The 24,509-nt window shown below is 70.5% G+C and carries 25 protein-coding genes; 10 read left to right on the top strand and 15 right to left on the bottom strand.

What is annotated here, in order from left to right; all coding sequences use genetic code 11:
- Nucleotides 1-74 precede the first annotated feature (74 nt).
- The gene (locus PV341_RS11005; RefSeq protein WP_500329245.1) at nt 75-1,673 is read right to left on the bottom strand and encodes a 4-hydroxyphenylacetate 3-hydroxylase family protein; all 1,599 of its coding nucleotides are present in this window, start codon (nt 1,671-1,673) and stop codon (nt 75-77) included.
- Between the two features lie 82 nt (nt 1,674-1,755).
- Nucleotides 1,756-2,316, bottom strand: a complete 561-nt coding sequence (locus PV341_RS11000) for a flavin reductase family protein (protein WP_500329246.1) — start codon at nt 2,314-2,316, stop codon at nt 1,756-1,758.
- A gap of 230 nt (nt 2,317-2,546) precedes the next feature.
- On the opposite strand from PV341_RS11000, the gene PV341_RS10995 reads away from it, so the two are divergent.
- Nucleotides 2,547-3,494: a LysR family transcriptional regulator gene (locus PV341_RS10995; RefSeq protein WP_500329247.1), complete on the top strand. Its 948-nt coding sequence runs from the start codon at nt 2,547-2,549 to the stop codon at nt 3,492-3,494.
- A 290-nt stretch (nt 3,495-3,784) separates the two neighbouring features.
- A complete protein-coding gene (locus PV341_RS10990; RefSeq protein WP_500329248.1) occupies nt 3,785-4,276 on the top strand; it encodes an SPW repeat protein in 492 nt (163 codons plus the stop codon).
- Between the two features lie 226 nt (nt 4,277-4,502).
- Here the strand turns inward: PV341_RS10990 and PV341_RS10985 are convergent, their stop codons facing one another.
- On the bottom strand, nt 4,503-4,859 hold the full coding sequence (locus PV341_RS10985; protein WP_500329249.1) for a hypothetical protein: 357 nt from the start codon (nt 4,857-4,859) through the stop codon (nt 4,503-4,505).
- 318 nt (nt 4,860-5,177) lie between these two features.
- Here PV341_RS10985 and PV341_RS10980 point away from each other — a divergent pair, with 318 nt between their 5' ends.
- Both PV341_RS10980 and PV341_RS10975 read left to right on the top strand, forming a co-directional pair.
- A complete protein-coding gene (locus tag PV341_RS10980; protein WP_500329250.1) occupies nt 5,178-5,609 on the top strand; it encodes an NfeD family protein in 432 nt (143 codons plus the stop codon).
- Nucleotides 5,610-5,612: 3 nt separating this feature from the next.
- Nucleotides 5,613-6,653: an SPFH domain-containing protein gene (locus PV341_RS10975; RefSeq protein ID WP_500329251.1), complete on the top strand. Its 1,041-nt coding sequence runs from the start codon at nt 5,613-5,615 to the stop codon at nt 6,651-6,653.
- Nucleotides 6,654-6,688: 35 nt separating this feature from the next.
- On the opposite strand, the gene PV341_RS10970 is transcribed toward PV341_RS10975, so the two are convergent.
- The 5 genes from PV341_RS10970 to PV341_RS10950 form a co-directional block, all read right to left on the bottom strand.
- Nucleotides 6,689-7,027, bottom strand: a complete 339-nt coding sequence (locus PV341_RS10970; RefSeq protein WP_500329252.1) for a helix-turn-helix domain-containing protein — start codon at nt 7,025-7,027, stop codon at nt 6,689-6,691.
- Between the two features lie 435 nt (nt 7,028-7,462).
- Complete coding sequence (locus PV341_RS10965; protein WP_500329253.1) at nt 7,463-7,771, bottom strand: SCO5918 family protein; 309 nt, start codon at nt 7,769-7,771, stop codon at nt 7,463-7,465.
- Between the two features lie 48 nt (nt 7,772-7,819).
- Nucleotides 7,820-8,218, bottom strand: a complete 399-nt coding sequence (locus PV341_RS10960) for a CBS domain-containing protein (protein ID WP_500329254.1) — start codon at nt 8,216-8,218, stop codon at nt 7,820-7,822.
- A 44-nt stretch (nt 8,219-8,262) separates the two neighbouring features.
- Nucleotides 8,263-9,705: a DEAD/DEAH box helicase gene (locus PV341_RS10955; RefSeq protein WP_500357520.1), complete on the bottom strand. Its 1,443-nt coding sequence runs from the start codon at nt 9,703-9,705 to the stop codon at nt 8,263-8,265.
- Between the two features lie 373 nt (nt 9,706-10,078).
- The gene (locus PV341_RS10950) at nt 10,079-10,282 is read right to left on the bottom strand and encodes a cold-shock protein (protein ID WP_030224351.1); all 204 of its coding nucleotides are present in this window, start codon (nt 10,280-10,282) and stop codon (nt 10,079-10,081) included.
- 486 nt (nt 10,283-10,768) lie between these two features.
- On the opposite strand from PV341_RS10950, the gene PV341_RS10945 reads away from it, so the two are divergent.
- Together PV341_RS10945 and PV341_RS10940 are read left to right on the top strand one after the other, a co-directional pair.
- The gene (locus PV341_RS10945) at nt 10,769-12,100 is read left to right on the top strand and encodes an MFS transporter (RefSeq protein WP_500329256.1); all 1,332 of its coding nucleotides are present in this window, start codon (nt 10,769-10,771) and stop codon (nt 12,098-12,100) included.
- Nucleotides 12,101-12,149: 49 nt separating this feature from the next.
- Nucleotides 12,150-12,776: a TetR/AcrR family transcriptional regulator gene (locus PV341_RS10940; protein WP_500357518.1), complete on the top strand. Its 627-nt coding sequence runs from the start codon at nt 12,150-12,152 to the stop codon at nt 12,774-12,776.
- A 29-nt stretch (nt 12,777-12,805) separates the two neighbouring features.
- Here PV341_RS10940 and PV341_RS10935 read toward each other — a convergent pair whose 3' ends face one another.
- The 5 genes from PV341_RS10935 to PV341_RS10915 form a co-directional block, all read right to left on the bottom strand.
- A complete protein-coding gene (locus PV341_RS10935) occupies nt 12,806-13,198 on the bottom strand; it encodes a VOC family protein (protein WP_500329258.1) in 393 nt (130 codons plus the stop codon).
- A gap of 173 nt (nt 13,199-13,371) precedes the next feature.
- Complete coding sequence (locus tag PV341_RS10930; protein WP_500329259.1) at nt 13,372-13,878, bottom strand: hypothetical protein; 507 nt, start codon at nt 13,876-13,878, stop codon at nt 13,372-13,374.
- 61 nt (nt 13,879-13,939) lie between these two features.
- Nucleotides 13,940-14,458, bottom strand: a complete 519-nt coding sequence (locus PV341_RS10925) for a GNAT family N-acetyltransferase (protein ID WP_499516318.1) — start codon at nt 14,456-14,458, stop codon at nt 13,940-13,942.
- Nucleotides 14,459-14,631: 173 nt separating this feature from the next.
- Entirely contained in the window at nt 14,632-15,093 is a 462-nt protein-coding gene (locus PV341_RS10920; protein ID WP_500357516.1) for a DUF4279 domain-containing protein, read from the bottom strand.
- Nucleotides 15,094-15,211: 118 nt separating this feature from the next.
- Nucleotides 15,212-16,669, bottom strand: a complete 1,458-nt coding sequence (locus PV341_RS10915; protein ID WP_500357514.1) for a dihydrolipoyl dehydrogenase family protein — start codon at nt 16,667-16,669, stop codon at nt 15,212-15,214.
- A gap of 604 nt (nt 16,670-17,273) precedes the next feature.
- Here PV341_RS10915 and PV341_RS10910 point away from each other — a divergent pair.
- The 3 genes from PV341_RS10910 to PV341_RS10900 all read left to right on the top strand — a co-directional run bounded on the left by PV341_RS10910 (nt 17,274) and on the right by PV341_RS10900 (nt 20,109).
- Nucleotides 17,274-17,966, top strand: coding sequence for an alpha/beta fold hydrolase (locus PV341_RS10910; RefSeq protein WP_500357513.1), 693 nt, complete (start codon nt 17,274-17,276; stop codon nt 17,964-17,966).
- A 398-nt stretch (nt 17,967-18,364) separates the two neighbouring features.
- Nucleotides 18,365-18,838, top strand: a complete 474-nt coding sequence (locus PV341_RS10905; protein ID WP_500357511.1) for an SDR family oxidoreductase — start codon at nt 18,365-18,367, stop codon at nt 18,836-18,838.
- 239 nt (nt 18,839-19,077) lie between these two features.
- Complete coding sequence (locus PV341_RS10900) at nt 19,078-20,109, top strand: methyltransferase (RefSeq protein ID WP_500329263.1); 1,032 nt, start codon at nt 19,078-19,080, stop codon at nt 20,107-20,109.
- A gap of 105 nt (nt 20,110-20,214) precedes the next feature.
- On the opposite strand, the gene PV341_RS10895 is transcribed toward PV341_RS10900, so the two are convergent.
- A complete protein-coding gene (locus PV341_RS10895; RefSeq protein ID WP_500357509.1) occupies nt 20,215-22,572 on the bottom strand; it encodes an ABC transporter permease in 2,358 nt (785 codons plus the stop codon).
- Nucleotides 22,569-23,276 carry an ABC transporter ATP-binding protein gene (locus PV341_RS10890; RefSeq protein WP_500357507.1) on the bottom strand — a complete coding sequence of 236 codons (708 nt, stop codon included), beginning with the start codon at nt 23,274-23,276 and terminating at the stop codon, nt 22,569-22,571. The genes PV341_RS10895 and PV341_RS10890 overlap by 4 nt, the downstream gene beginning before the upstream one ends.
- 214 nt (nt 23,277-23,490) lie before the next feature.
- On the opposite strand from PV341_RS10890, the gene PV341_RS10885 reads away from it, so the two are divergent.
- Nucleotides 23,491-24,509 (top strand): sensor histidine kinase (locus tag PV341_RS10885; RefSeq protein ID WP_500357506.1); only part of this gene is annotated, 1,019 nt, incomplete at its 3' end.

The following is a 24,509-nucleotide window of genomic DNA, read 5'->3' as shown; positions in this document are numbered from 1 at the left end:
CACCCGCCGTCGGGACCGTCCTGCGGCCCGGGACCCGAGGGCCCCGGGCCGCAGGACGGCCTGGGGAGTCGTCGTCACGGCCGGTCGGCCGCCTCCTCCGGCCGAGGGCCGATGTAGCCCTCGTGGACGTCCTGGCCACGGGCGTACCCGGGCTGGAAGCGCACGCCGGCGTAGTGCGAGGCCTTCTCCGCCTCCTGCGCCCGCCGGCCCAGCTCGGAGGTGTCGCCGAAGCCGAGCACGTCGCGGGCGAGCTGGGTGAGCGGCCCGTCGACCTGGTACTCGGTGCGCTGCATGGTGAGCATGTTGATCAGGTAGAGCGGCGTGCCGTTGAACTTCTCGAACATCTCGTGGCGGGTGCCCCACTCGGTGAGGAAGCGCTCGCTGATCTGCCGGAAGATCTTGATCCGGTCCCGGGCGCTGATCTCGGCACCACGCAGCGCCTCCTCCAGCTTGGGGCCGATGTAGGGGTCGTCCAGCTCGCGCTTGGTCGGCTGGATGACCACGCCGCGGCCGCAGAAGTCGATCAGCTTGTTGACCATGTCGTGCTGGTTCTCGAGGTAGTGGGCCCGGCCGAAGTCGATGTAGACGTTGTTCGGCTTGTACAGCCCGCCCGGGGTCTCAAAACCGGTCTCCTCGGCCGCGAGCATGAACGCGCGGCAGGTCTCGCGGAACCGGATCAGTTCGGCGAGCTGCGACTGCACCACGGGCTGGCGGCTGGTGCCCAGGGCCTGGGTGATGAGCAGTGCGAGGCCGACCATGAGTTCGGCGTGCGTGCACTGCCGGATCTGGGTCTCCAGGTGCACCCAGTCGAACTGCCGCTGCGGGTACCACTTGGCGTGGTCGGGGTTGCCGATGTGCTGGACCTGCGGCCAGGGGATCAGCACGTCGTCGAAGTAGACCATCCCGTCGAGCTCGTCACCGATGGTCGCCAGCGGACGGTCGTAGGGGTCGGCGTCGGGCTGGGCCCGCGATTCCCGAGCCACCACGGTCACGCCCTCAGTGGCCAGCGGCACCATCGCGTAGATGGTCTGCTCGGGCGTCTGGCCGGGCCGCCACAGGTTGCCGATCAGGAGGTTGTTGACGAAGGGGAGCGAGGTGCCGATGGCCTTCCAGCCCCGGACGACGATGCCCTCGTCGTTCTCCTCCATGATGCGCAGCATGGGGGTCTCGGCCAGCGCGTCGTCGCGGCCGCGGTCGAACTGCACGTCGACGAACATCGGCGAGATCGCGAGGTCCTTGGAGGTGACCTCTTCCCACTGGCGCTGGATGTTGCCCGAAAGGTCGCGGCGGGGGCCGGTGAAGCGGGAGTTCTCGGCCCACGGCTGCTGGTCGTCGACCTGGGTGAACATGACGACGTTCATACCGGCCGGCGGGCGGGTGAAGATGCCGCCCTTGAAGTGCCGGAACAGGAACTCGGCGTACTTGCGGCGGCGGACGGCGTCCTCCTTCGACCGCGGCAGGAACCAGTGCATCGACTGGCGCTTGCCGTTCCCGTCGATGAAGGTGGTGGTCTCCTGGTGCTCGGGGTCCAGGTGCAGGTCGTAGTACTCGGCGATCGCCTGGGCGTACCCGCGGGTCTTGGGGTGGGTGGTGACGTCCTCGACGAGTTCGCCCCCGACGTAGACCTTGCGGCCGTCGCGCAGCGACTCCAGGTATTCCTTGCCGGTCCTCATGGCGTGTCTCCCGTGGTGCTGTCGTTCGTGTGACGGTGGAAGGTGGCGGCCTCGTACAGGCGGGCCGCCGGACCGGCCGGCGTCATGCCACCGCCTCCGTCATCGCCGGTACCGCCTCCATGTCCACGCCGCGCTGGTAGCGTCCCTGCCCGAACAGCAGGGGGGAGCGGAGGTCGGGCGCGACGACGGCCCGCACGTTGCCTATGACGACGAGGTGGCTGCCCACGGGCCGTGCCTCGGTCGTCTCGCAGTCGAAGGTCACCAGCGAATCCCGCAGCACCGGCGAATTCACCTCGGCCGGCAGTTCGCTGCCCGCGACGACGTGGTCGTCGACGAACTTCACGGTTCCCTGGCGTGAGCACAGCTGTGACACGGGGACTTGGTCCAGGCTGAGCAGGTTGACGGCGAAACGGCTCTCGCGGTGGATGTCCGCAGCGGTGACCGTGCGCTCGTTGACGCACACCAGCACCGTCGGCGGCTCCAGACAGACCGAGGCGAACGCGCTGACGGTCATTCCCCAGGCGCGGCCGTCATGACGGGTGGTCACCACGGCCAATCCGCCGACCACCCGGCGCATTGCGGAGCGGAACACATCGGCATCCGTCGTCCTTTCCGTCGGCCGCGACGCGGCGTCGAGCCGCACGGTGTCTTTCCCGTACGGGCCGTTGCCGGTATTTCCTGATTCCATCATCCGATCTCTCCAAACCGGCGACGGCGCGGGTGCCACCGCCCAGGAGGGGAAACCTGACGCAGTTTCGGCCGTCCGGGCCGCACCGCTGGACCGGGACGCTATGATCTGCGCAACACAACCGTCAAATGCATATGTTGAATTCGCGGTATTTGCGCCGCGAATATATGGACTGGTCAGGGAAGATGAACCTGCGGAACGTCGATCTGAATCTGCTCGTGGCTCTGGACGCCCTGCTGGCCGAGCGCAACGTCAGCCGCGCGGGGCGGCGTCTGGGCCTCAGTCAGCCCGCGACCAGCTCGTCGCTCGCCCGCCTCAGGAAACTGTTCGGTGACCCGCTCCTGGTGCGGCAGGGCAGGGAACTCGCCCTCACGGCAGAGGCCGAGCGGCTGGTGCGACCCGTACGGGAGATCCTCGACCTGGTCGAGCGGACCATGGCGCAGCGTTCCGAATTCGACCCGGCCACGGACGTACGGAGCTTCTCCATCAGCGCGTCCGACTACGCGACGCTGGTATTGCTGAGCCCCTTCGTTCAAGCGGTGGCCGCCGAGGCCCCCGGCGTGACGATCCACGTCCTTCCCCGATCGAGAGATCCGCGGCAATTGCTCGACTCCGATGTTGCCGAGCTGATCATCGAACCGAAAGAGTTGATGGGCGACACCGGATTCCCGTCGTATCCGTTGTTCGGCGACCAATGGCTGTGCGCCGTCGACGCCGCGAACCCGGCCGGCTCGACGCAGCGAATAACGATCGACGAATATCTCCGTCTTCCGCACCTCGTGTACAGCATCGGGCCGGACCGGCAACTCAACCTGGCCGACCAGCACCTCGCCCGGCTCGGCACGCCACGCCGGATCGAGTTCACGGTGGAGAGTTTCCTCCTCGTCCCCTTCTTGATCCGGGGTACGTCCCTGGCCAGCCTGGTCCTTGAGCGGGCGGCACGCCAACTCGCCGCCGCGACAGCCGACATCCGCTTCCTGCCCCCGCCCGTCGCCCTGCCCGACATCCACGAGAGGATGTACTGGCACCCCCGTCACACCAGCGACCCGGCGCACCTCTGGCTGCGCGAGCGCCTGCTCGCCTCCGCGAGTGTCCTCGGCGGCATGGACGGACCTCACACGCGCCAGGACTGACCCACCCGCTCGGTGGTGCGGGCGGGCCGTCCGTGGATCCCGATCGTTTCGCCCGGACCGTCAGCACTGTCATTGAAAGCATTCATCGCCCTCGGGCGTGTGCGTCGCCGAGGTCTGCCACGTCACCGCCGCCGACGCCCCCGGACGTTCCGGGCCCCCGCCGACCGCGCCCCCGCCCTGCCGGCGGCTGGATCTCCGCGTCGTACCTGGTCGGAAACGACCGGAATCGAATGCATGGGTCCGGGTAAGGGGGATATGTGGAATGACCAAAATGGCGGGAGATGGTCCGTATGTCGCGCACACAACCCGGCATCGAGCAGCACCCCGATCTGCTGGAACTTCGCGCCGATTACGAGCGTGCGACCGCGACCCATCGCGGTCAGGCCATCAGGGCCATGGGTCTGCTCACCGGCGTCTATCTGGCCACGTCACCGTGGATCGCGGGTTTCAACGCGCTGTTGGGCTTCAATGCGCTGTCGACGATCGCCGTCAACAACCTCATCGCCGGTATCGCGTACGCCCTGCTCATGGGCGGGGCGGGGCGAGGCTTCGAGCGCACCCACTCCAAGGCCTGGGCTGCGGCGGTCATCGCCCTGTGGACGATCATCTCGCCCTGGTGCATCGCGGGAGATGTCAGTACGTGGCGCACCATCACGAACAACGTGATCGTCGGAGCGATCGGCCTGGTCCTCGCGCTCGCTGCGGCAACAACGCGTCCCGGTGGCGCTCGCGCCCAGGAGCACGGCATGTCACGCACCCCTGGCGGGCTGGGGCGCGGGTGACGCCGACCGGTCGGCGCGGGCCCGGCTGAGGCCCGCGCCCCGCGTCATCGGCGCGGAGCTGCCTCACAGGGTGCGGTCGACCGGACGGAGGGGCAGGCTGGAGGAGCGGAGCACCGGGTGACGACCGTGATGCCCCGCCTTGGGACAGCGGCGGCTCCCACGTGCACGTGGACGACGAGGTCCTCGGCACTGCGTCTGCCCCTGTGCGCCACGCAATTCTCGCCCGTCACGTCGAAGCCGCGTCGTACTCGTCGAGGGCGGCGAGGACTTCCGCGGGCAGGCTGTTCCTCGTGCGTCTGAGGGCGGCGACGATTCGTGCCGCCCGGGCGTCCTCGTCGGCGTCCTCGCGGGCGATGTCGCGCATGCTGTGCAGGTCGTGGACGCCCAGGGCGCCGGTCGGATGGTCGATCCCCGCCTCGCGGAGCACCTCGTCAACGGCTTCGAGTTCGGCGCGCAGCCGCTCGATCTCGGCCCGCCGGGCGTCGGGGGTGCGCAGTGCGTCCACGATGGCGACGAACGCGGAGAGGTGCTCGTCGGCGATGCCGAGGCAGTCGGCGGCCTCTTCGGCTGTCATGTGCGGCACGCGGGAATCCTCTCGCGCCGGCGCCCGGCTTGGCGGGTAGCCGTGGGGCGCCCGGCGAGCCGCTCGGTCGGGCGCGGCCATGAGGTGCTGATCGTCGACGCCGTCCGTGACGAACAGCGGCGCGCCACTCCACACGTCCAGGGCATGGGGTGGCTGCGACGGCGTGCGCTGCTCGCCCGCCTCGGCGTTTCCCCTCATTCCGGCTGAAGCTTTGATTTCCGGCATTTCGTACGGGTAGGTCACCTAAGGGGGAACTTGGTCGCCGACCGAGGGGGCGCGTCGGCCGGCCATTCACCTACTGCACGCGGCAGGAGGGGCATGGACCCGTGGCTGATCTGGCTCATCGCCGCGGCAGGGCTGGCCGTGGCGGAGCTCTTCACGCTCACTGCCGCGCTGGGGCTGCTGGGTGGGGCTGCGCTGGTCGCGGCGGGATCCGCGGCAGTCGGGCTCCCGCTGCCCTTGCAGTTCGTGGTGTTCACCGTCGTTGCTGCGAGCACCGTCCTGTTCATCCGTCCCGTCGTGCTGCGCCACGTGCGCCGGCCCCAGGCGGAGCGGTTCGGCGTAGAGGCGCTGGTCGGCAGGAGCGCCTATGTCGTCTCGGAGGTCACGGGCATGGGCGGCAGGGTCCGCATAGGCGGCGAGGAATGGACGGCCCGGGCCTATGACGAAACGCTGGTGATCCCTCCCGGAACGACCGTCGACGTCATCGAGATCAGCGGCGCCACCGCACTCGTCTACCCCCAGGAGTGAACCATGGAATCGGGGCTCCTCGTCGCCGGAGTGATCGTCGCGCTCTTCGTCGTCTTCACCGTCCTGCGGGCGGTGCGCATCGTCCCCCAGGCACGTGCTCGCAATGTCGAACGGCTCGGCCGTTACCACCGCACCCTGAAGCCCGGGCTCAACGTCGTCATCCCTTACATCGACCGTGTCTATCCGGTGATCGACCTGCGAGAACAGGTCGTCTCCTTCCGACCGCAACCGGTGATCACCGAGGACAACCTGGTCGTGGAGATCGACACCGTCCTGTACTTCCAGGTCACCGACCCTCGGGCGGCCGCCTATGAGATCGCCAACTACCTCCAGGCGGTCGAGCAGCTCACCGTCACCACCTTGCGCAACGTCGTCGGGTCCATGGACCTGGAGAAGGTCCTCACCTCGCGCGACACCATCAACAGCCAGCTCCGCGGTGTGCTGGACGAGGCCACCGGCAAATGGGGGCTGAGGGTCAACCGGGTGGAGATCAAGGCCATCGACCCGCCGCAGTCCATCAAGGACGCGATGGAGAAGCAGATGCGGGCCGAGCGGGACAAGCGTGCCGTGATTCTCGGGGCCGAAGGACAACGTCAGTCGCAGATACTGACTGCCGAAGGCGACAAGCAGGCCGCCGTCCTGCGCGCGGAGGGCAACCGCACGGCTGAGATCCTCAAGGCCGAGGGCCAGTCACGGGCCATCGACGAGGTGTTCCAGGCCGTGCACCGCAACGACCCCGACCCCAAGCTGCTCGCGTACCAGTACATGCAGATGCTGCCCCAGCTCGCGCAAGGCGCGGGCAGCACGTTCTGGGTGATCCCCAGCGAGGTCACCTCCGCACTGGAGGGTGTGTCCCGCGCATTCAGCGAAGTGCTGCCGCAGTCGCCGGCCACGCGGGAGAAGTCCTCGGACGACAAGGCCGCCCAGGCCGCCGCCGACGCCGCGCGGGCCGCAGAAGCGGCTGCCGAGGCCCTTGCCGACGCCGCCGAGGCCGAGGCGCCCTCGGTACGCCCCCCAGCTGACCCCCTCGCCGGTCCTGGGTGAGGAACCGGCGGACCCTCCGCGGGGTCCAGCCCGTCTCAGGCTGCGCCCGTGGGATCCGTCGATCCGGCGGCGCGGCGGTATTCGGCGTTGATCCGCTGGGCTTCTGCGAGCTGGTCCTCGAGGATGACGATGCGGCAGGCGGCATCGACGGGGGTGCCCTGGTCGACGAGTTCACGGGCTCGGGCCGCGATGCGCAGCTGGTACCGGGAGTAGCGCCGATGTCCGCCTTCGGAGCGGAGCGGGGTGATCAGGCGGGCCTCGCCGATGGCACGGAGGAAGCCCGGGGTGGTTCCGAGCATCTCGGCGGCCCGGCCCATGGTGTAGGCGGGGTAGTCGTCGTCATCGATCCGGCCGAAGGAGTCAGCTGCCGTCATTGCACCTCTTTGTGGAACATGTGGAGGGGCCTTGACGCCGTCCCGCCACCAGGGCCCCGAAGGAACTGCTACGCCTGCTGACGGCCCTGGTCCGCGCCGACCTCTTGTTTCCTCGCAATGGTTGTGGTGTGTCTTGGTCGAAGATATACGGATCCGGCCATGCCAGGCATGGTCCCGCTCCGTGGGCCGGCAGGGGCAGCGCCCGAACGACGGCCGGCGGCACTCCCGGCGGGTGAGATAGAGGTCGGTTCCATGCCGAACGTCGACCTGTCGGCGCGTGAGTACGGGGACGGCCGGGGAGTGCCGCTTGCCGTCCACGGACGGCAGACCACGGGAAGCCGCACCGGGCGCCCCACGCGATGAGGGCTCGGCCGGCATGCGCCGGCCGAGCCCTCATGCCGCCATGGTCGGGCCAGGGCGTCGTCCCTCTCCCGGCTACCCGGCGGTGGGGACGCCGAGCAGGGCCGACGCTTCCTGGAGCGGGGTGAGCCCGGGCGCCGGTGCTGTGGCAGGGAGGGCGCGGCAGGTGAAGCCGAGGCGCGTCATGGCCCGCAGGACCTCGCCGGCGGTGAAGTCACGGCGGTCCTGCCGGGTGATGACCTCGCCCACTTGCATGACGGGGTAGTGGCGGCGGCCGATGATCACGGACTCACCGGTGACCGGCTCGGGCCTGATGCCTTTCATCGACGCCACCACCCCGGTCTTGGACAGGTCGAACGCGAAACGGGCGATGACGCAGCGCATGGTGCCTCGCAGGAAGAGTGGGAAGCGATGGGACCGGTGGGCGACGGGTCAGCGTGAGCGCGTGAGAACACCCACGGCGCAGCCGTGCTCGTCGACGACAGGCACGGCCGCGAGCTGCCGGTGGCGCATGATGTGCTGTGCCTCGGTCATCTTGGTCATTGGCGAGGCGAACGGCCCGCCGTTACCGGCGACCTCCCGCAGGCGGACCCGATCGGTGTAGCCGTAGCCGTCACGGACGGCGGTGAGCTGGGCATGGGTGACCAGACTCGTGCACCGGCCGTCCTCGTCACAGACGACCAGATGCCCGGTACGGGCGCTGGCCATGACCGACAGGGCCACCTCGACGGTCATGTCGTCCCAGACCTGCGGTCCGGGCACGTCCATGGCGTCGGCCACCGTTCCGTGGGCGGATTCCGCAGGGCGTGGCAAGGCGTGTGCCAGGGTCAAGAAGTGCCTCCTGGAGAAGTGGATGGGCGGCGTGACGACACGGACTAGGCCACCGCGTCGTAGGCGGGCCGCCGCTGGGCCGTGCGGCGTGCCGCCCGGCCGGTGCGGCGGTCCTGAGCGGTGGCACGGCTGCGCCCCCCGCGGGAGGTGGGGGTGCCGTCCCTGCGTTCGGCAGCCGGTGCGGTGATGACGACCGGGATGCCCGAGGGGGTCTGCGCGCCGGTGATGCGGATCAGGTCGTCCCCGGACGGGTGGACCTCGGTGGTGTGCGGGCGGATTCCGGCGTGCTGCATGAGACGGGCCATGTCGCGGCGCTGGTTGGGCGTGACCAGCGTGACCACGATGCCGGACCGGCCGGCGCGGGCCGTGCGGCCACCCCTGTGGAGGTAGTCCTTGTGGTCGTTGGGCGGGTCCACGTTGACGACCAGGTCGAGGTTGTCGACGTGGATCCCGCGTGCGGCGACGTTGGTCGCCACCAGTACGGTCACGTGTCCCGTCTTGAACTGGGCCAGGGTCCGGGTGCGCTGCGGCTGCGACTTGCCGCCGTGCAGCGCGGCGGCGCGGACGCCGCTTCTGAGCAGGTGCTCGGTCAGCCTGTCGACGGCGTGCTTGGTGTCCAGGAACATGATCACCTGACCCTCCCGCGCCGCGATCTCGGTCGTCGCCTGGTGCTTGTCGGCGGCGTGCACGTGCAGCACGTGGTGCTCCATCGTGCTGACCGCGCCCGCGGAGGGATCCACGGAGTGGACCACCGGGTCGTGCAGGTAGCGGCGGACCAGCCGGTCGACGTTGCGGTCCAAGGTGGCCGAGAACAGCATGCGCTGCCCCTCGGGGTGCACCTGGTCCAGCAGCGCTGTGACCTGCGGCATGAAGCCCATGTCGGCCATCTGGTCGGCCTCGTCCAGGACGGTGACGGCGACCCGGTCCAGGCGGCAGTCGCCGCGCTCGACGAGGTCCCTCAGCCGGCCCGGCGTGGCGACGAGGACCTCCGACCCGTTGCGCAGCGCGCCGGCCTGACGGCCGATCGGCATCCCGCCGACCGCGGTGGCCAGCCGAAGCCTCATCGAACGGGCGTAGGGGGCAAGCGCGTCGGTGACCTGCTGGGCCAACTCCCGGGTGGGTACGAGCACCAGGGCCAGTGGCTGCCGGGGTTCGGCGCGCTGTCCGGCGGTGCGGGCCAGCAGCGCGAGGCCGAAGGCGAGGGTCTTGCCGGACCCGGTCCGCCCGCGGCCCAGCACGTCACGGCCGGCGAGGGAATTGGGCAAGGTCGCCGCCTGGATCGGGAACGGCACGGTCACGCCTTCGGCGGTGAGCGCGGCCAGCAGCGGCCGGGGCATGTCGAGATCGGCGAACGCCCCGGCGGCGGGCAGTGCCGGAGTCGCCGTGTCCGGCAGGGCGAACTCCCCCTGCGGTGCGGCGGGGCGACGGCGTCGGCCCCCGGAACGGCTCGGGTCGGTGAAACGGTCGTTCGTACGTGTACGGCTCATGCAGAACCTTCCTTGAAGCGGCCGCATCAAGGGATTCCGCTGCGATGAGCAGGACGGAGAATCGCAAGAATGGGCCAAGCAAATGCGATGGCGAATTCAGCCGGCGGGAGAAGTCCGCGGGCCGAGGCGCCGAACGGGTGGGGTGATCTGGTCCGCGTCCGAAAGACCGGGGTTACGGGCGTCGGGGAGCTCTGACGGATGTGCATCCGGAGCCTGACGGGAACGTCCGTTGCCGGCGGGATCGCGGCACCCTCAAAATCGTGGGACCAGTGAGGTCGTCACGGCGTCACCAGGGCAGGGTGCGTCCTGATGTGCAGCAAGCTGGGGCCCGCACCCAAGGTGCGGGCCCCAGCTGCGATGCGTGCGCTCGGCGTCAGGCGGGAACGATGTTCTCGGCCGTGGGGCCCTTCTGGCCCTGCGCGATGTCGAAGCTCACCTTCTGGCCCTCCTGCAGCTCGCGGAAGCCCTGGGCGGCGATGTTCGAGTAGTGGGCGAACACGTCAGCGCCGCCACCGTCCTGCTCGATGAAGCCGAAACCCTTTTCCGCGTTGAACCACTTCACGGTGCCAGTAGCCATGTGGTGCATCTCCTTTGGGGCAGTGCCCGGAATCCGTACTGTACGGACCCCGCGTCGCCGCGATGATTGCCCCGCCAGCAAATGAACCGGAATTTCGGGAACCACAACTGCAACTTATTCGAGAGTAGCATGGCGCGATCGGCTGTGCACGGTTAATAACCGGGCGCCGCCCTGGCGTGTGAGAAACCTCATCGCGCGTCGCGCTAATTTCTCACTTCGCGAGCACAGATATTCAGCTTCCCCGGACAATACCGTTCGGCATGTCGCGCCGCGCACCACGGCCCGGCGACGGTCGGCGCTCCGCCTCGCGTGCCCCCGCGCGCACGGCCGGATCCGGCGCGCCTGGAGGCGGGCCTCCACGGGGCGGCCCGCGGGCGGCCGACGATCCGGTCGGCGTGGCGGGATGGAAACGCATCACCGCCAGCGTTAGACAGATCTGTCCAGGGAAAATGAACAGACCGGTCTACTCAAGATGGGGACGGTGGCATGCCCGAGCAGCCCACCTCGCAGGACCGCGGCAACGTGGTCACCACGCCGGCGGCCGATGCCGGCCCGGTCGGCGCGGAGACAGGGGGCCCGGCCCCGCTCACCTCGGCAGCGCCCAAGCGGAGAGGGCGCGTCGCAGGCGGCGTACTGCCTCAGCGCGCGGCCTTCTACCTCCTGGCGTCGATCGTCGTGTCGTTCCTGGCGGGCTCAAGCGCCCCCACCCCGCTCTACGCGGTCTACCAGGCGGAGTGGGGCTTCAGCCCGGTGACCACCACGCTGGTGTTCGGCGTGTACGCGATCGCGGTCCTGGTCTCGCTGCTCACCCTGGGACGGCTGTCGGACCACCTGGGCCGCCGCCCGGTCCTGCTCGCGGCCCTCGCCGCACAGGCGGCCGCGATGGTGGTGTTCGCGACGGCCCACGGCGTGCCGGAACTGATGGTCGGCCGGGTGGTCCAGGGACTGTCCACCGGTGCCGCGCTGGGCGCGATCGGGGCCGGGATGCTGGACATCGACCGCCGCCGCGGGACCGTCGCCAACTCCTTCGCCCCCGGTCTCGGCACCGCCACCGGCTCTTTGGCGTCGGCGTTCCTCGTGCAGTACCTTCCCGCGCCGACACACCTGGTCTACCTGGCCCTGCTCGTCGTGATGGCGGTGCAGGCACTGGGCGTCGTCCTGATGCGGGAGACCCTCACACCCACCCCGGGCGCGCTCGCCACCCTGGTCCCGGACGTGAAGCTCCCGAGGACCGTGCGGCGCGCGGTGCTCAACGCCGCCCCGGTCCTGTTCGCGGTCTGGGCCCTCGCGGGCTTCTACGCCTCCCTGGGCCCGGCGCTCGTGCGGACCCTGACCCATTCCACGTCGGCCGTCTACGGCGGACTGGCCCTGTTCGTCCTGGCCGGGGTGGCCGCGGCCGCCACCCTCGTCCTGCGTACGGCACCCGCCCGCGGCGTCATGGTCGGCGGAATCATCAGCCTCGTCGTCGGCGTCGGCCTCACCCTGGTCTCGGTGCAGAACGGCTCGCCCGCCCTGTTCTTCACCGGTTCGGCCATCGCCGGCATCGGCTTCGGCAGCGGCTTCCAGGGCGGCATCCGCACCGTGATCCCGCTGACGGCCGCCCACGAACGTTCCGGAGTGCTGTCCCTGCTCTACGTGGTGTCCTATCTGGGGATGGGAGTGCCGTCGGTGATCGCCGGCTACCTCGTCGTCCACGCCGGTGGCCTGCTCGCCACCGCCCGCGAGTACGGCGCGGCCGTCATCGTCCTGGCACTGCTGGCCCTGCTCGGTCTGCTGACGGAACGGCGCAGCAGCCGTTCGCGACCCGTGATTGCCTAAAGTGAGCCTCGAGGCCCGGACGATGGCACGAACCAGCAGGGAGGCTGCGATGGTTGCCGACAGCACCAGGGCGCACGACGCGCGCGCCGAGGTCAAGGCTCCGGCACGCGAGCGTCTGCTGTCCGCCGCCAACGAGCTCTTCTACGCCGAGGGTGTGCAGAGCGTCGGGATCGACCGGATCATCGAACGCGCCGGGGTGGCCAAGGCCTCCCTCTACAACACGTTCGGCAGCAAGGACGAGCTGGTCCACGCGTACCTGAAGTCCCGGCACGCCGCCACCTCCGCCCGCCTCCTGGCCGCCCTCGAGCGCTTCGAGAACCCCCGCGACCGGCTGCTCGGCGTCTTCGACGCGCTGTCGGAATCCTTCAAGGGCCCCAGCTACCGCGGCTGCGCGTTCATCGCGGCGAGCGCGGAGGCCGAGCCGGGCAGCAGCACCGAACAGGCCTCCAACGACTACCGGGCATGGGTACGGAGCCTGTTCACCGACCTCGCCCGGCAAGCCGGCGTTCCCGACCCGGAGACCCTCGGCCGCCGTCTGCACCTGCTCTACGACGGGTGCGCGGTCTCGGTCCGCATGGACGGCGACCCCGGCGCCGCCGCCGCGGCCCGGGCCACAGCCGAGGTCCTCCTGGACGCCGCCCTGACCCCGGCGCCGCAGGCCGACCACCGGGGCTGAGGCGTACAGCAGCGGTTCCTCGCCGTCCGCTACGAGGCGGACGTTCGCATCGCGGCTCGGTCGGAGTCGCTGCGCAGGACGCAGAATTCGTTGCCCTCAGGGTCGGCAAGGACCGCCCAGCCGGCGCCGTCGGGATTCCGGAGATCGGCGACCATGTTGGCACCGAGGCCCAGCAGCCGTTCCACCTCCTGCTCGCGCGAGGTCTCAGGGCGCAGACACAGATGGATCCGGTTCTTGACCTTCTTGGGCTCGGGCACCTGGTTGAAGTACAGCACCGGGCCCTCCGCGAGCATCACCTGAGTCTCGCGGTCACCCGGCTTGTCCTCGGGATGCAGCGGACGCCCGGTCACCCCGCTCCAGAACCGGGCCAACTCGTAGGCATCCGCGCAGTCAATCGCCACGTTCTGCAAGACCGAAACCATGCGCGCAAGCCTTCCCGACCCCCACCCCGGAACGCCACCGAGTTCTCAGGCGGACGGCCGCCGGCGGCGGCCAGGGGGCTGAGGACGTCGCGGCACGTACGGTCTGGGCCCGGTGGGCCTCGTCGTTTTCGGCGTTGACCGCCTCAGCACTCTTCCGCTGTCCGAACAGCGGCTCAGCGGTAGTCCTCGGGGTGGCCCTGCATCCAGCGGTTGATCCGGTCGCGCGTCGCCACGAGTTCGTCCTGGTGCGCCTTGAGGTTCTCGAAGGAGGTGTCCGCGCCGAGGAGGTCGCGCAGATCCGTCATCCAGGCGAGGGGCTCGCGGAAGTGGCCGGGGCCTTGGGGATCGGCCTTCATCGCGGCGTCGAGTTCGACGAGTTCGTCGTGCACCCGGGTCAGGAAGTACTCGCACTCGCCCCGGGACGTGGTGGCGGTGCAGCCGGAGTGGTAGGTGGCCTGCAAGGTGGCGAAGGCGTCGCGTACCTTCTCCACCGGTCCCGCCGGCTCGGCGTCCGAAGCAGACGCGGACGCGGACGCCGAAGCGGCCGCCGGCGCGGGGGTGCCGCCGGCTGCCCGGTCCGTGCCGGTGTCCGATGGGGCAGAGCACGACAGCAGCAGCGCGGCGAGCGGGAGGACGAGCAACGTGGCGCCGGGCAGGCGTCGTCCGGGTTCTTTGATCATGGCGGGTACGACGTACGCCGGGACCGTACGGTTCCCGACGGCATACGGGAAACCGCCGTGACTACTGCTGCAGGGCGTAGCGGAAGACGCGGGAGTCCCGTACCTCGAAGCCGAGCCGCTCGTACAGCCGGTTCGCCGCCTGCCGAGAGGGGCGCGAGGTGAGATCCACCGTGCGGGCTCCCGCCGCGTCGGCCAGGCGCACCGCCTCCTCGGTGAGGGCGGCCCCGACGCCGTAACCGCGGGCGGCCTCATCGACCACCACGTCCTCGATCCAGGCCCGCATCCCGGTCGGGAGGGGAAACAGGACCAGCGTGAGCGTCCCGACGACACGGCCGTCGACCCGCGCCACCAGCACCGTGTTCGCCTCTGCGGCCAGGAGCCGTCGGAGCGTCTCGTGGGTCAGCGGCGCGGCGCTGCGGGACAGTTGGGGCAGCAGGCGGGTGAACGCCTCGACCATCTCGTCGTCCGCCTCGCGGACGACCGCAACCTCAAGACTCATGATCCGGTTCCTATCCAGGCTGTCACGGCACCGGACGGCCTCGGCGACGCCCGGAGGTGCGGCCTCGTACGGCCACCGCACCAGTCTTCTCACGATCGGCCCGGGCGGCCATTCCTGCTCATCCAGACGTGGGCGGGGCTGTCGGTGCCACGATCGAGCCGTCCGGCCGCGGGACGGCCGGGCGATTCAGGGGGCCCCGGTCCCGGCGACCGGGTGCCGCCCGTGTGGTCCTGCTGCTTCCGCCTTCCCTGCGCTCAGCCGCCGTCCTCGTCGTCCCCGGTCATGTCGTACTCGTCCACGTCGAGCTCGGCGCCCGTGGCGCTGAGGAAGTCCAGGACGTCGCGGTCCAGATGCCAGCCGAACAGGTTGGGGGCATCCGCGTGATCGGGCTGGTCAGGGTCGGTGTCGTTGTGGTGGCGTACGACCTGGAGAACCGCTCCGCCGCCGTGGTCGGCCAGGCGGCTGGCGAGGTCGGCGATGCGGTCCGTATGGGGCTGGAGCCTGTTGAGAACGCGGGCGATCTGCTCGTCGACGCACAGGTTGGGTTCCCGGCAGACGGCCTTCCAGTAGTGGTTGACCGGAATCGCTCTCGGTGTGGTGCGTCTGCTGCCGCGAATGGACACGTCGTCAGGAGCGATGCCCAGGTGCGCGGTCATCTCATCTGCCGAGGTATGCCGGCTGAACAGCGCGAAATAGGCGTACTGGCCAAGAGGCATCCCGGGAGGACAGCCGCGCGGGAGGCGGGCCGAGCAGGATTATTCGGTGCCCGGGGCCGGGCGTCACACGCCGCGATCCCCCTTCCAGGAGTGAACGCATGCGCCCGGCACCACGGCGTCAGTCACCGTCGCGGTGGTACGCGGCGAGGAGGAAGGTCCAGATCTCGCTGATGGTGGGGAAGCAGGCGACGGCGTGCCGCAGCCGCTTGAGGGGGATCTCGCCCGCGACGGCGACGGTCGCGGAGTGCAGCAGTTCACTGACCCCGTGGCCGACGAAGGTCACCCCGAGCAGGACCTCGCGGTCGGTGTCGACGACCATCCGGGCGTGACCGCGGTAGCCGTCGGCGTAGAGGTTGGCGCCCTGCGCGGCGGTGAAGTCGAGGTCGACGACCTTGACGGGGAGACCGGCCGCCGCGGCCTGTGCTGCGGACAGGCCCACGGCGCCGGCTTCGGGGTCGGTGAAGAAGACCTGCGGTACGGCGTGCTGATCGGCCGTGGTGGCGTGGTCGCCCCACGGGGCGTCGTCCAGGGGACGGCCGGCGGCACGCGCGCCGATGGCGTCGCCGGCGGTGCGCCCCTGGTATTTGCCCTGGTGGGTGAGGAGGGCGCGGTGGTTGACGTCGCCGAGCGCGTACAGCCACTCGCCCGGGATCTCGCGGACCAGGCACGTGGTGTCGGCGTCCAGCCAGGACCCCGGGGTGAGGCCCACGGTGTCCAGACCGATGTCGTCGGTCAGCGGGGCGCGTCCGGTGGCGAACATGATCTCGTCCGCTTCCAGTTCACTGCCGTCGTCCAGGATGCAGGTGACCGGCCCGGCGGGGTCGGGGCGGCGCAGGGAGGTCACCCGGACGCCGATGCGGACCTGCGCGCCGGCGTCGGTCAACCCGGCTGCGACGAGTTCGCCGGCGAAAGGCTCCATCCGGGGGAGCAGAGGACGCCTGGCGAGGAGGGTGACCTGGGAGCCCAGGCCCTGCCAGAGGGTGGCCATCTCCACCCCGACCCCGCCACCGCCGACGACGATCAGGCGGCCGGGGACGGTGCTGGAGTCCGTGCCGTGCCGGTTGGTCCACGGCCGGGCTTCCCCGATGCCGTCGATGTCGGGCAGCACCGGGCGGCTGCCGGTGGCGATGGCGACCGCGTGCCGCGCCGCAAGGGTGTGGCGGGAGCCGTCCGCCGCGGTGACGGTCACCTTCCGCGGCCCGTCGAGCCGGCCGTGGCCGCGGAAGAGGTCGGCGCCGATGGACTTCACCCAGCGCGCCTGGCCGGTGTCGTCCCAGTCGGTGACGTAGTGGTCCCGGCGGGCGAACACCCTGCCGGTGTCCAGCGACCCGGTCACGGCCTGCCGGGCGCCGTCGACCCGCCGCGCGTCGGCGACGGCGATGACCGGGCGCAGCAGCGCCTTGCTGGGCACGCACGCCCAGTACGAGCACTCCCCGCCCACCAGTTCCCGTTCCACCACGGCCACCGAGAGTCCCGCGGCGCGGGCGTGTTCGGCTACGTTCTGCCCGACCGGGCCGGCTCCCAGCACGATCACGTCGTAGGTGCCGTGATCCTGGATCCCGGATGCTTCGGTCATTGCTGCCTCACTTCGTTTTCGGTGCTGATCCGCAGGTGGCATCGCGGAGCGTCCTACGACCGGACGCGCAGCGAATACAAGAAGACATCACGCATCATGCGGGCGCGCCACTGGATGAGAATGTCCCTCGTCGCGATCCCATGCCTTCCCTCCTGACGGCCGACCTGCCAATTGGGTGGCCACCGTCCCGACGCCACGTGCAGTACGGCCGCCTTGCGGGCGGAAGAGCATCGGGCCTACGGGCCCAGTGTCGCAGCACCGGTCCGCCGCTGTGCGGATGCCTGGGGAGAATTCCATTCGATTTACTTGTGTCCGGGTTTCACCATCCGAATGGCACGCACATCGCAGTTCGCGGCCCGGACGCGACGCCGACGGACCGGCAGAGCATCCCTGTGCCGTCCACAGTGGCGAACGACTGCTCGACCGGGCTCTGCCGGATGGCGCGGAGCCACCGATCGGCTTGAGATCTCCCTTGTGTGGACACTTTTTGAGCGAAGGCGAAGAATGGGCGATGGAAATCCGATGAATTGGGCGGCATCGCGGATGGCGGGATGAGCGCCGGAAATCGCAGATCGGAGAGGAGGACGGAATGGCAACGGATCCCATGAAGGGCGAGCAGGCATCGCTGGTTCTGGTCCACGCGGCCTGGGCGGACGGGTCCAGTTGGTCCCGGGTGATCACAGCGCTGCGGGCGAAGGGAGTGCAATGCCACGCCGCGCAGTTGTCGTTGACTTCCGTCGAGGACGATGTGGCCGCGGTGGAGAGGACGATCGAGCGGGTGGCGGCCGGCTCTGTGGCCCTGGTGGGCCACGCGTACTCGAGCGCTGTCATCAGTTCTGTGCGAAGCGACCAGGTGACGGGGCTGGTGCACGTGACCGGTCTGACACCGGCCGAGAAGGAGACCGTCGCCGACGTCTTCCACCGGGCGGCGCCTGACCCCAGGGCTCCCGCGCTCGAACCCGACGCGCACGGCTATGTGTGGCTTCCCGACACCGCGTTCGCGGAGGTCTTCGCTCAGGACGCCTCGCCGGAGGACCAGGCGGTACTGGCTGCCGTGCAACGGCCGATCGCAGCAGTGTGCATCGGCACGCCACTGGGACGCCCGCTGTGGGCCGACCTGCCGAGTTGGTACGTCGTGGCGGAGAAGGACCGCATGATCTCGCCCGGGACGCAGCGGTTCCTGGCCGAGCGGATGAACGCCCACGTGCGGTCCCTCCCCAGCGGACACGTACCGATGGTGACCGCGGCCGCATCCTTGGCGGCCCTGCTGCACGAGGCGGCTTGCGAACTGCGTTGACCATCAACGGCGTCCGGGCCCCGGACGCCGGCGCACCGGGCGATCACGCCCTCCCTCGTCCGGGGCCGTGACGCAAGTCACGGTCAACGCAGGACCTGCGCAGCCCACTTGGCGTCTGGCTGGTGTGAGACCGCGCAGGAAAGCACTGGACGAGCTCGACGAGGAACGCCTCCTCCGTCTGGTGGCCAAAGGCGACCGCGGGGCGTCCGACCCACCGGCCGCACTCCCTGCGAATGCCGTAGCGGCGCGCCACACCGCCAGGTGGGTCTCCTGCGGGACTTCGGCGACGATCTGCTCGTCCGCGCACTTGTGGCGGAGACCGGCGGTACGGTCACGGCCTGGCGCTCGACCTGAGCCGGCCGGCCGACATCGCCGCCGCGCTCGAGCCGGTGCGGCACGTGGACCGGGTGGCTCTGGTCGGCATGGTCCGCGACATGAACACGGCCCGCACCTATGACGTCGCCACGGCGACGACGCTGGCCACGACGAAGATCGTCGGCTACACGACCGTGGTCGCCTCGCTGTATCCGCGGATGTCCGCGGACGCCTCGGTACTGTTGTTCGGTGGCATGGCCAAGGACTTCCCGTACCCGGGTTCGACCACGCTGACGGCGGTCAGTGGCGCCGTGCAGGGTCTGGTGCGTACGCTGAGCGTCGAACTGGCACCGGTGCGGGTGAACTCGCTGCACCCGTGGGCCATCGCGGACAGCCCGTTCGTCGCGGGCAACGAACAATTGCAGGACTCCGCCCGGAAGATGACGCTCACCGGACGGCTCGCCACCATGGCGGACATCGTCGACGGTTGCCTTTTCCTTCTCGAGAACCCGATGGCCAACGCCATTGATCTCACCTTGAACGGTGGTATCGCCTGACGCCATAGGCCGCACCGCTGTGCGGTCGGTGATGCGCCGGCGGCGAGCAGCCCCGGGACCGTTCGGAGCGGCCCGGGGCGTGCCGTCGGGCTGGTGAATTGCCGTGGAAGTTTCGCCGACGTTCTGCCGAACCGGCCGGTGCTGGACGGCGTTTCTTTGATGCAGGTCACATGGCCGGGCTTCTGGACCGAGGTACAGTTAGTTGACCGTTAAACCAGTTCTGATGGGTGTGCTTGTCGATGACCGAGAATCGTCCGAACTCGTCTTCCGAGACCGCGAATGCCGGTGTCCTGATGCAGATGCTCAGCGGCTACTGGGTGACTCAGATCGTCCGGGCCGCAGTCGAGCTTTCCCTTCCGGACCATCTGGCTGATGGGCCCCTTGCCGCAGAGGACATAGCCGAGCGCGAGGCCAGCGATCCCGCGACCACCTACCGGCTGCTGCGTGCTTGCGCTTCCCTCGGCCTGGTGGCCTACGAGGGCGAGCGCCGGTTCTCCGGTACGCCCCTGAGCCGGCTGCTCCGTAGCGGGGTGCCGAACACCCTGCGGGAGGTGGCCCTCACGTGGGGCGGTCCCTCCCACTGGCGTGCCTGGGAGCGGTTCCCGGAGGCCGTCCGCAAGGGCGGCACCCAGATCGAAAGCGCGCTCGGCACGGACTTCTTCACCTACCTCGGCGACAACCCTGCCGAGGCGGAACTCTTCTCGGTCGCCATGTCCGGCATGGCGGAACGGCTGAACGGCGACCTCACCGAGGCGCTCGACACCACCGGCGCCACGGTCGCGGTCGATGTCGGCGGTGGCACGGGGGCGCTCGTGCAGGGGCTCCTGCTGGCGAACCCGGACCTCCGAGGGCAGAGCCTGGACCTGCCCCACGCCGCTGCCGGGGCGCAGGCGGCAGCCGAGAAGCGGGGGGTGGGTAACCGGTTCACCGCGGTCACCGGAGACTTCTTCGAGTCCGTCCCGCCGGCCGACCTGTACCTGCTCAAGATGGTTCTGCACGACTGGAACGACGCCGACTGCGTCAAGATCCTCGAGAACTGCCGTGCTTCCGCACGGCCGGGCGCGCGGGCCGTGGTGGTGGAGAACGTGATCGGGGAGATCGGAGCGCCCGGCTTCGAGCCCCTTGCGGACATGCACATGCTCGCGATGCTGTCGGGGCAGGAGCGTGACCTCCCCGAGTTCGACGCGCTCTTCGCCGCATCCGGGTGGCGGCGCACCGCCGTCACCCCGACGGGATTCCAGTTCAAGATCATCGAGCTGGAGGCGGTCTGAGACTCCGGAACTCCCGCCTCCCGCGCCAGACGACGGGAACCAGCCGACCGGCCCCCACCGCTCCCTGCGGTGGGGGCCGGAGGCATGAGCCGTGAAACCGGCCTCCTACTCGGTGCGCAGGGCCGTGGCGGAACGGGCCCTGGCGGCCCAGCCGGCGGGCAGCAGCGCGCCCAGGGTGGCGATGAGCAGGCCGCCGAGCGCGAGCGGCAGCAGTTCGGCCCCGTGGTAGACGGCGATGACGGAACCGGGCAGGCGCAGCCCCACGCTGTCGCCCATCGCGGGGATGACCCAGCCGTGCAGGGCCACGCCCAGCGGAACGCCCAGGACGCCCGCGACCAGTCCGGTCACGACGACCGAGGTGATGACCATCGCGACGGTCTGACGGGGGGTCATGCCGAGCGCCTTGTGGACACCGAGCTCCCGGACGCGCTCGCGGGTGTCGAGCAGTACCCCGTTGAGCACGCCGAGCGCGGCGACGGCGACGAGCATCAGCGTGAGGACCACGGACAGCGCGTTGAGCGTGACGACCATGTCGCTGCCCGAGTCGAGCCCGCCGGCCCGGGCGGTGACCCCCAGCGGTCCCAGGTGCTTGTTCAGCGCCTTGACGTAGCCGGTCACGTCCGTGCCCGGCGCGACCGCGATGTGATGGCTCGTCTCCGTCAGGCCGGGACGCGCGGACGCCAGGGTCGAGGTGTCGGTGAAGACCTGCATGCCGCCCTTGCGGGTGTCCAGGACCTCACCGACGATCCTGACCGTGACCGGCTCGGCCAGGCCGTCCAGGGTGACGGTGTCGCCGGTGCGGGTGCCGGTGGCGGTCAGGAACGGGGTCGGGACCACGGCCTCGCCGGGCCCGTCGATCCATCGGCCCGAGACCATCGTGTAGCCGCCCCAGGAGGCGTCGCCGGTGAAGGCGATCACGTCGACGGTGCCCGTCAGGCCGGACACGGTCGCCCGTACCGTCGCGGCGCTGTAGTACCTCCCGGTTCCCACGGCGGTCCCGATGGCCCGCACGACCGCGGCGGGATCGGCCGAGGGCCGGGCGGGCCGCTTCCCAGGGACGGGGCCTTGAGGCCCGAAGTCCGGCAAGGGCGCGGGTACGACGACATCGGCGGCGTCGTGTGCCCTGGCTTTCATCACCTGGCCGAGCGAGGCGCTCATCCCCACGGTGAATGTGACGGCGACGGCGCCGAACAGGATCGCCGTGCCCATGGCCAGCGCGCGGGCGGGCCGCACGAAGGGCCGGACCAGGCCCAGGGCCACCGGCTGCGGCAACGGCAGCCGTCCCGCCAGACGTGCCGCCCACCGGCCGCGCCCTGCCGAACCGGTACGCCCCACCTCGAGCGCGTCGACCGTACGCAGCCGGCCGGCCCGCCAGGCACTCGCCCACGCGGTGGCCGCCACCAGGACGAGCACCCCGGCGATCACCGCCAGGTCGACCCAGGGCGCGACGGCCAGGGACGCAGTGCCGTACACCTCCCCGGTCTCGGCCAGCACGGGGACGGCGAGCAGGTGGCCGGCGAGGACACCGAGGGCCGTGCCGACGGCGGCCGGGATCAGCGCCTGCCCCACGTAGGCCCGTACGACCTGGGCCGGGGTGAAGCCGAGGGCCTTGAGGATGCCGATGCGGCGCGTCCCCATGCCGACGGCCGACGCGACGACGTTGCCGACGATGAGCACCGACATGACCAGGCCCAGGGCGCCGAACGCGACGAGGAACGGGACGTAGAGGGCGGTGTCGCGCTCGACGGTCTTCTTGACGGTGAGCCATGACTGTTCGCCGACGGCCGATCCCGGCGGCAGGGCTCCCGTCACGGCCTTGCCGCCCGCGGTGATCTGCGCGGCGGTGCCCGCGTCGGTGAAGCGGTACAGCATCTGGTAGCCGCCACTGCCGGGCGCGGTGAGCGCCGGCATCTGGGACGGAACCACCCAGGCGTCGGCGGTCTGGGTGACCGAACGGGCCACACCGACGACCGTCAGCGCCAGGCCGCCGGACAGATCGGGGAAGGTGATCTTCATGCCCATGGTCGGGACGAGGGAGGAGTCGGCGGACAGCACGATCTCGCCGTCGCGCGTGGGCCACCGCCCGTCGAGCAGCGACACCTCGTCCACGTCACGGCCGGCATCGCCCCGGCCGACCACGGTCATCGGCCACCCGGGGCCCGCCCCGTCGGACCGCGGGGTGACCGTCGCCGTACGGAACGGCCCGGCCGCACCGCTCACCCCTTCGGCGTCCCTGGACGCCGACAATTGCCCGGCGTTCACCTTGCCCGCGTCGAACCGCACGGACAGGTGCGCGCCGTGCTGCCTGGCGAAGGCGTCCTCGAAGGGCGCGCCGGACACCACGAGCAGCGATCCGCCGAGGACGGAGGCCGCCACCGCCATCATCGTGGCGAGCCCGATCACCAGGGTCTGCACCCTGCGGCGTCTCACCCCCGAGCGCACCACCGCACCGAGCGCGCTCATCGGACGGCCTCCGGGGCCACGGCCTGCGATCGGACGTCCTCGGTGATCCGGCCGTCGGCGATCCGGACCGTACGGCCTGTGCAGGACCGGGCCAACGCCAGGTCGTGGGTGACCACGACGATGGTCTGGCCCTCGGCGTTGAGGCCGGCGAGCAGCCTGCTGACGTCCTGTCCGGCCGCCGTGTCCAGGGCTCCGGTCGGCTCGTCGGCCAGGAGCAGCGCCGGCCGGTTCATCAACGCCCGGGCCACCGCGACGCGCTGCCGTTCACCGCCGGACAGCCGCCCCGGGCAGGCGCGGGCGTGCCGGTCGATGCCGAGCAGTTGCAGGAGTTCCGCCGCGCGGCGATCCGCCGCGCCACGTGCCATGCCCGCCAGGCGCGCCGGCAGGACGACGTTGTCGGTGACGGTCAGATCGTCGAGCAGGTTGAAGAACTGGAAGATCATGCCGATCTTCGACCGCCGGAACAGCGCCGATCCGGCCTCGCCCAGCTGGTCCACCCGCACCCCGTCCACGGTGACGGTCCCCGTGTCGGGCCGGTCCAGGCCCGCGATCAGATTGAGCAGCGTGGACTTGCCGCTGCCGGAGGGGCCGAGGATCGCGACGGCCTCGCCGGGCCGCACGGTCAGCGCCGCCTCGTGCAGGGCGGGCGGGCCGTCGTCGTATCGGCGGCTCACCTCGCGCAGTTCGATCACCGGCACGGTCATGAAGGGCTCCTCGGGTCGGGGCGGTCGGCTGCGTGAACGCTAGGAGCGGGCCCGGCCCGCACGCGTCGCCCACCCGGACCCATTGCGGTACCGCGCTGGGACGATCCCCGGAAACGTCATCCCTGCGATGTAGGCGGGTGATGTACCGGGGGCGCCGGGAATGACCACCGGGACGGACTCCGCGGGTCCGCGCGGCCGCGACAATGAACCGGTGATGGACGCAACTACGACGCGGGAGCGGCTGCGGGAGGCCGCCCGCCGCACGGTCCGCGACGCCAGGCTCCCGAGCGGTCCACCGCTGCGGCCCACACGGCGCGCCTGCTACTTCGACCTGCTGCTGACCCTGGTCATCGGGATCTCCACCGTCTACTACGGCATCGACAACGCCGACAACGTCGTGACGCGGGAGATCGCACCCGGCGTGGTGCGGGTCGTACCGCGCCCGTCCGGCCCCGGCGGCATGGCCTTCATGGTGACCCTCGCGGCCGTCGCCTCGGGTGCCCTGGCCCTGCGCCGCCGCTACCCGCTCGCCGTGCTGTGCGTCGTGACGGCCGCGACCCTGGCGACACCGCAGAGCGTCCTGCGGCTGACCTTCTACGCGTTCGTCATCGCCGTCTACAGCGCAGCCGTGTTCAGCCCGTACCGGGTGGCGACCCTGGCGGCGCTGCCGGTGTCGGTCGTCCTGGTCGGCACGTCGGGGAACTCGGTGACCCCGATCGTCCCCAACGAGTACATCGCCCTGCTGATCCTGGTCCCGATGGCCGTGGCCGCCGTCGGACTGCGCACCTGGAAGCTCCGCACCGACGAGGGCCGCACCCGGCTCTCCGCGCTGGAACGCGAGCAGGGCGAGGCGCTGCGCCGGGCCGTCGAGCACGAGCGGGCCAGGATCGCCCGCGAACTGCACGACGTCGTCACGCACAACGTCAGCGTGATGATCATCCAGGCGGGCGCCGCCCGCAAGATCATGGAAACCTCAGCCGAACAGGCCGGCGAGGCACTGCTCGCCGTCGAGGCGGGCGGCCGGGCGGCCATGACCGAACTGCGCCACGTCATGGGACTGCTCACCATGGCCGAGCAGGGCGAGGAGACGGACGGAGCCGCGGACCTGGACCTGGCCGGCACCTCGGCGGAGTTGGCCCCGCAACCTGGCCTGGACCAGCTGGAATCGCTGGTCGGACGGGTCCGCGACACCGGACTGCCCGTCGACCTGACCGTCACCGGCCCGCCCCGCCC

The organism is Streptomyces sp. PA03-1a (genome assembly GCF_033792805.1).
In the GTDB taxonomy this organism is placed as follows: domain Bacteria; phylum Actinomycetota; class Actinomycetes; order Streptomycetales; family Streptomycetaceae; genus Actinacidiphila.
Note: the sequence above shows the minus strand (reverse complement) of the source record. Positions and strands in the feature narration are given on the sequence as shown.

Coding starts and splice junctions, on each gene's coding strand:
- PV341_RS10945 (WP_500329256.1), top strand. CDS start 10,769: ATGCCCGAGCAGCCCACCTCGCAGGACCGCGGCAACGTGGTCACCACG.
- PV341_RS10915 (WP_500357514.1), bottom strand. CDS start 16,669: ATGACCGAAGCATCCGGGATCCAGGATCACGGCACCTACGACGTGATC.
- PV341_RS11005 (WP_500329245.1), bottom strand. CDS start 1,673: ATGAGGACCGGCAAGGAATACCTGGAGTCGCTGCGCGACGGCCGCAAG.
- PV341_RS10990 (WP_500329248.1), top strand. CDS start 3,785: ATGTCGCGCACACAACCCGGCATCGAGCAGCACCCCGATCTGCTGGAA.
- PV341_RS10895 (WP_500357509.1), bottom strand. CDS start 22,572: ATGAGCGCGCTCGGTGCGGTGGTGCGCTCGGGGGTGAGACGCCGCAGG.
- PV341_RS10955 (WP_500357520.1), bottom strand. CDS start 9,705: ATGAGCCGTACACGTACGAACGACCGTTTCACCGACCCGAGCCGTTCC.
- PV341_RS10920 (WP_500357516.1), bottom strand. CDS start 15,093: ATGCCTCTTGGCCAGTACGCCTATTTCGCGCTGTTCAGCCGGCATACC.
- PV341_RS10900 (WP_500329263.1), top strand. CDS start 19,078: ATGACCGAGAATCGTCCGAACTCGTCTTCCGAGACCGCGAATGCCGGT.
- PV341_RS10970 (WP_500329252.1), bottom strand. CDS start 7,027: ATGACGGCAGCTGACTCCTTCGGCCGGATCGATGACGACGACTACCCC.
- PV341_RS10975 (WP_500329251.1), top strand. CDS start 5,613: ATGGAATCGGGGCTCCTCGTCGCCGGAGTGATCGTCGCGCTCTTCGTC.
- PV341_RS10940 (WP_500357518.1), top strand. CDS start 12,150: ATGGTTGCCGACAGCACCAGGGCGCACGACGCGCGCGCCGAGGTCAAG.
- PV341_RS10890 (WP_500357507.1), bottom strand. CDS start 23,276: ATGACCGTGCCGGTGATCGAACTGCGCGAGGTGAGCCGCCGATACGAC.
- PV341_RS10930 (WP_500329259.1), bottom strand. CDS start 13,878: ATGATCAAAGAACCCGGACGACGCCTGCCCGGCGCCACGTTGCTCGTC.
- PV341_RS10950 (WP_030224351.1), bottom strand. CDS start 10,282: ATGGCTACTGGCACCGTGAAGTGGTTCAACGCGGAAAAGGGTTTCGGC.
- PV341_RS10965 (WP_500329253.1), bottom strand. CDS start 7,771: ATGCGCTGCGTCATCGCCCGTTTCGCGTTCGACCTGTCCAAGACCGGG.
- PV341_RS10935 (WP_500329258.1), bottom strand. CDS start 13,198: ATGGTTTCGGTCTTGCAGAACGTGGCGATTGACTGCGCGGATGCCTAC.
- PV341_RS10995 (WP_500329247.1), top strand. CDS start 2,547: ATGAACCTGCGGAACGTCGATCTGAATCTGCTCGTGGCTCTGGACGCC.
- PV341_RS10980 (WP_500329250.1), top strand. CDS start 5,178: ATGGACCCGTGGCTGATCTGGCTCATCGCCGCGGCAGGGCTGGCCGTG.
- PV341_RS10910 (WP_500357513.1), top strand. CDS start 17,274: ATGAAGGGCGAGCAGGCATCGCTGGTTCTGGTCCACGCGGCCTGGGCG.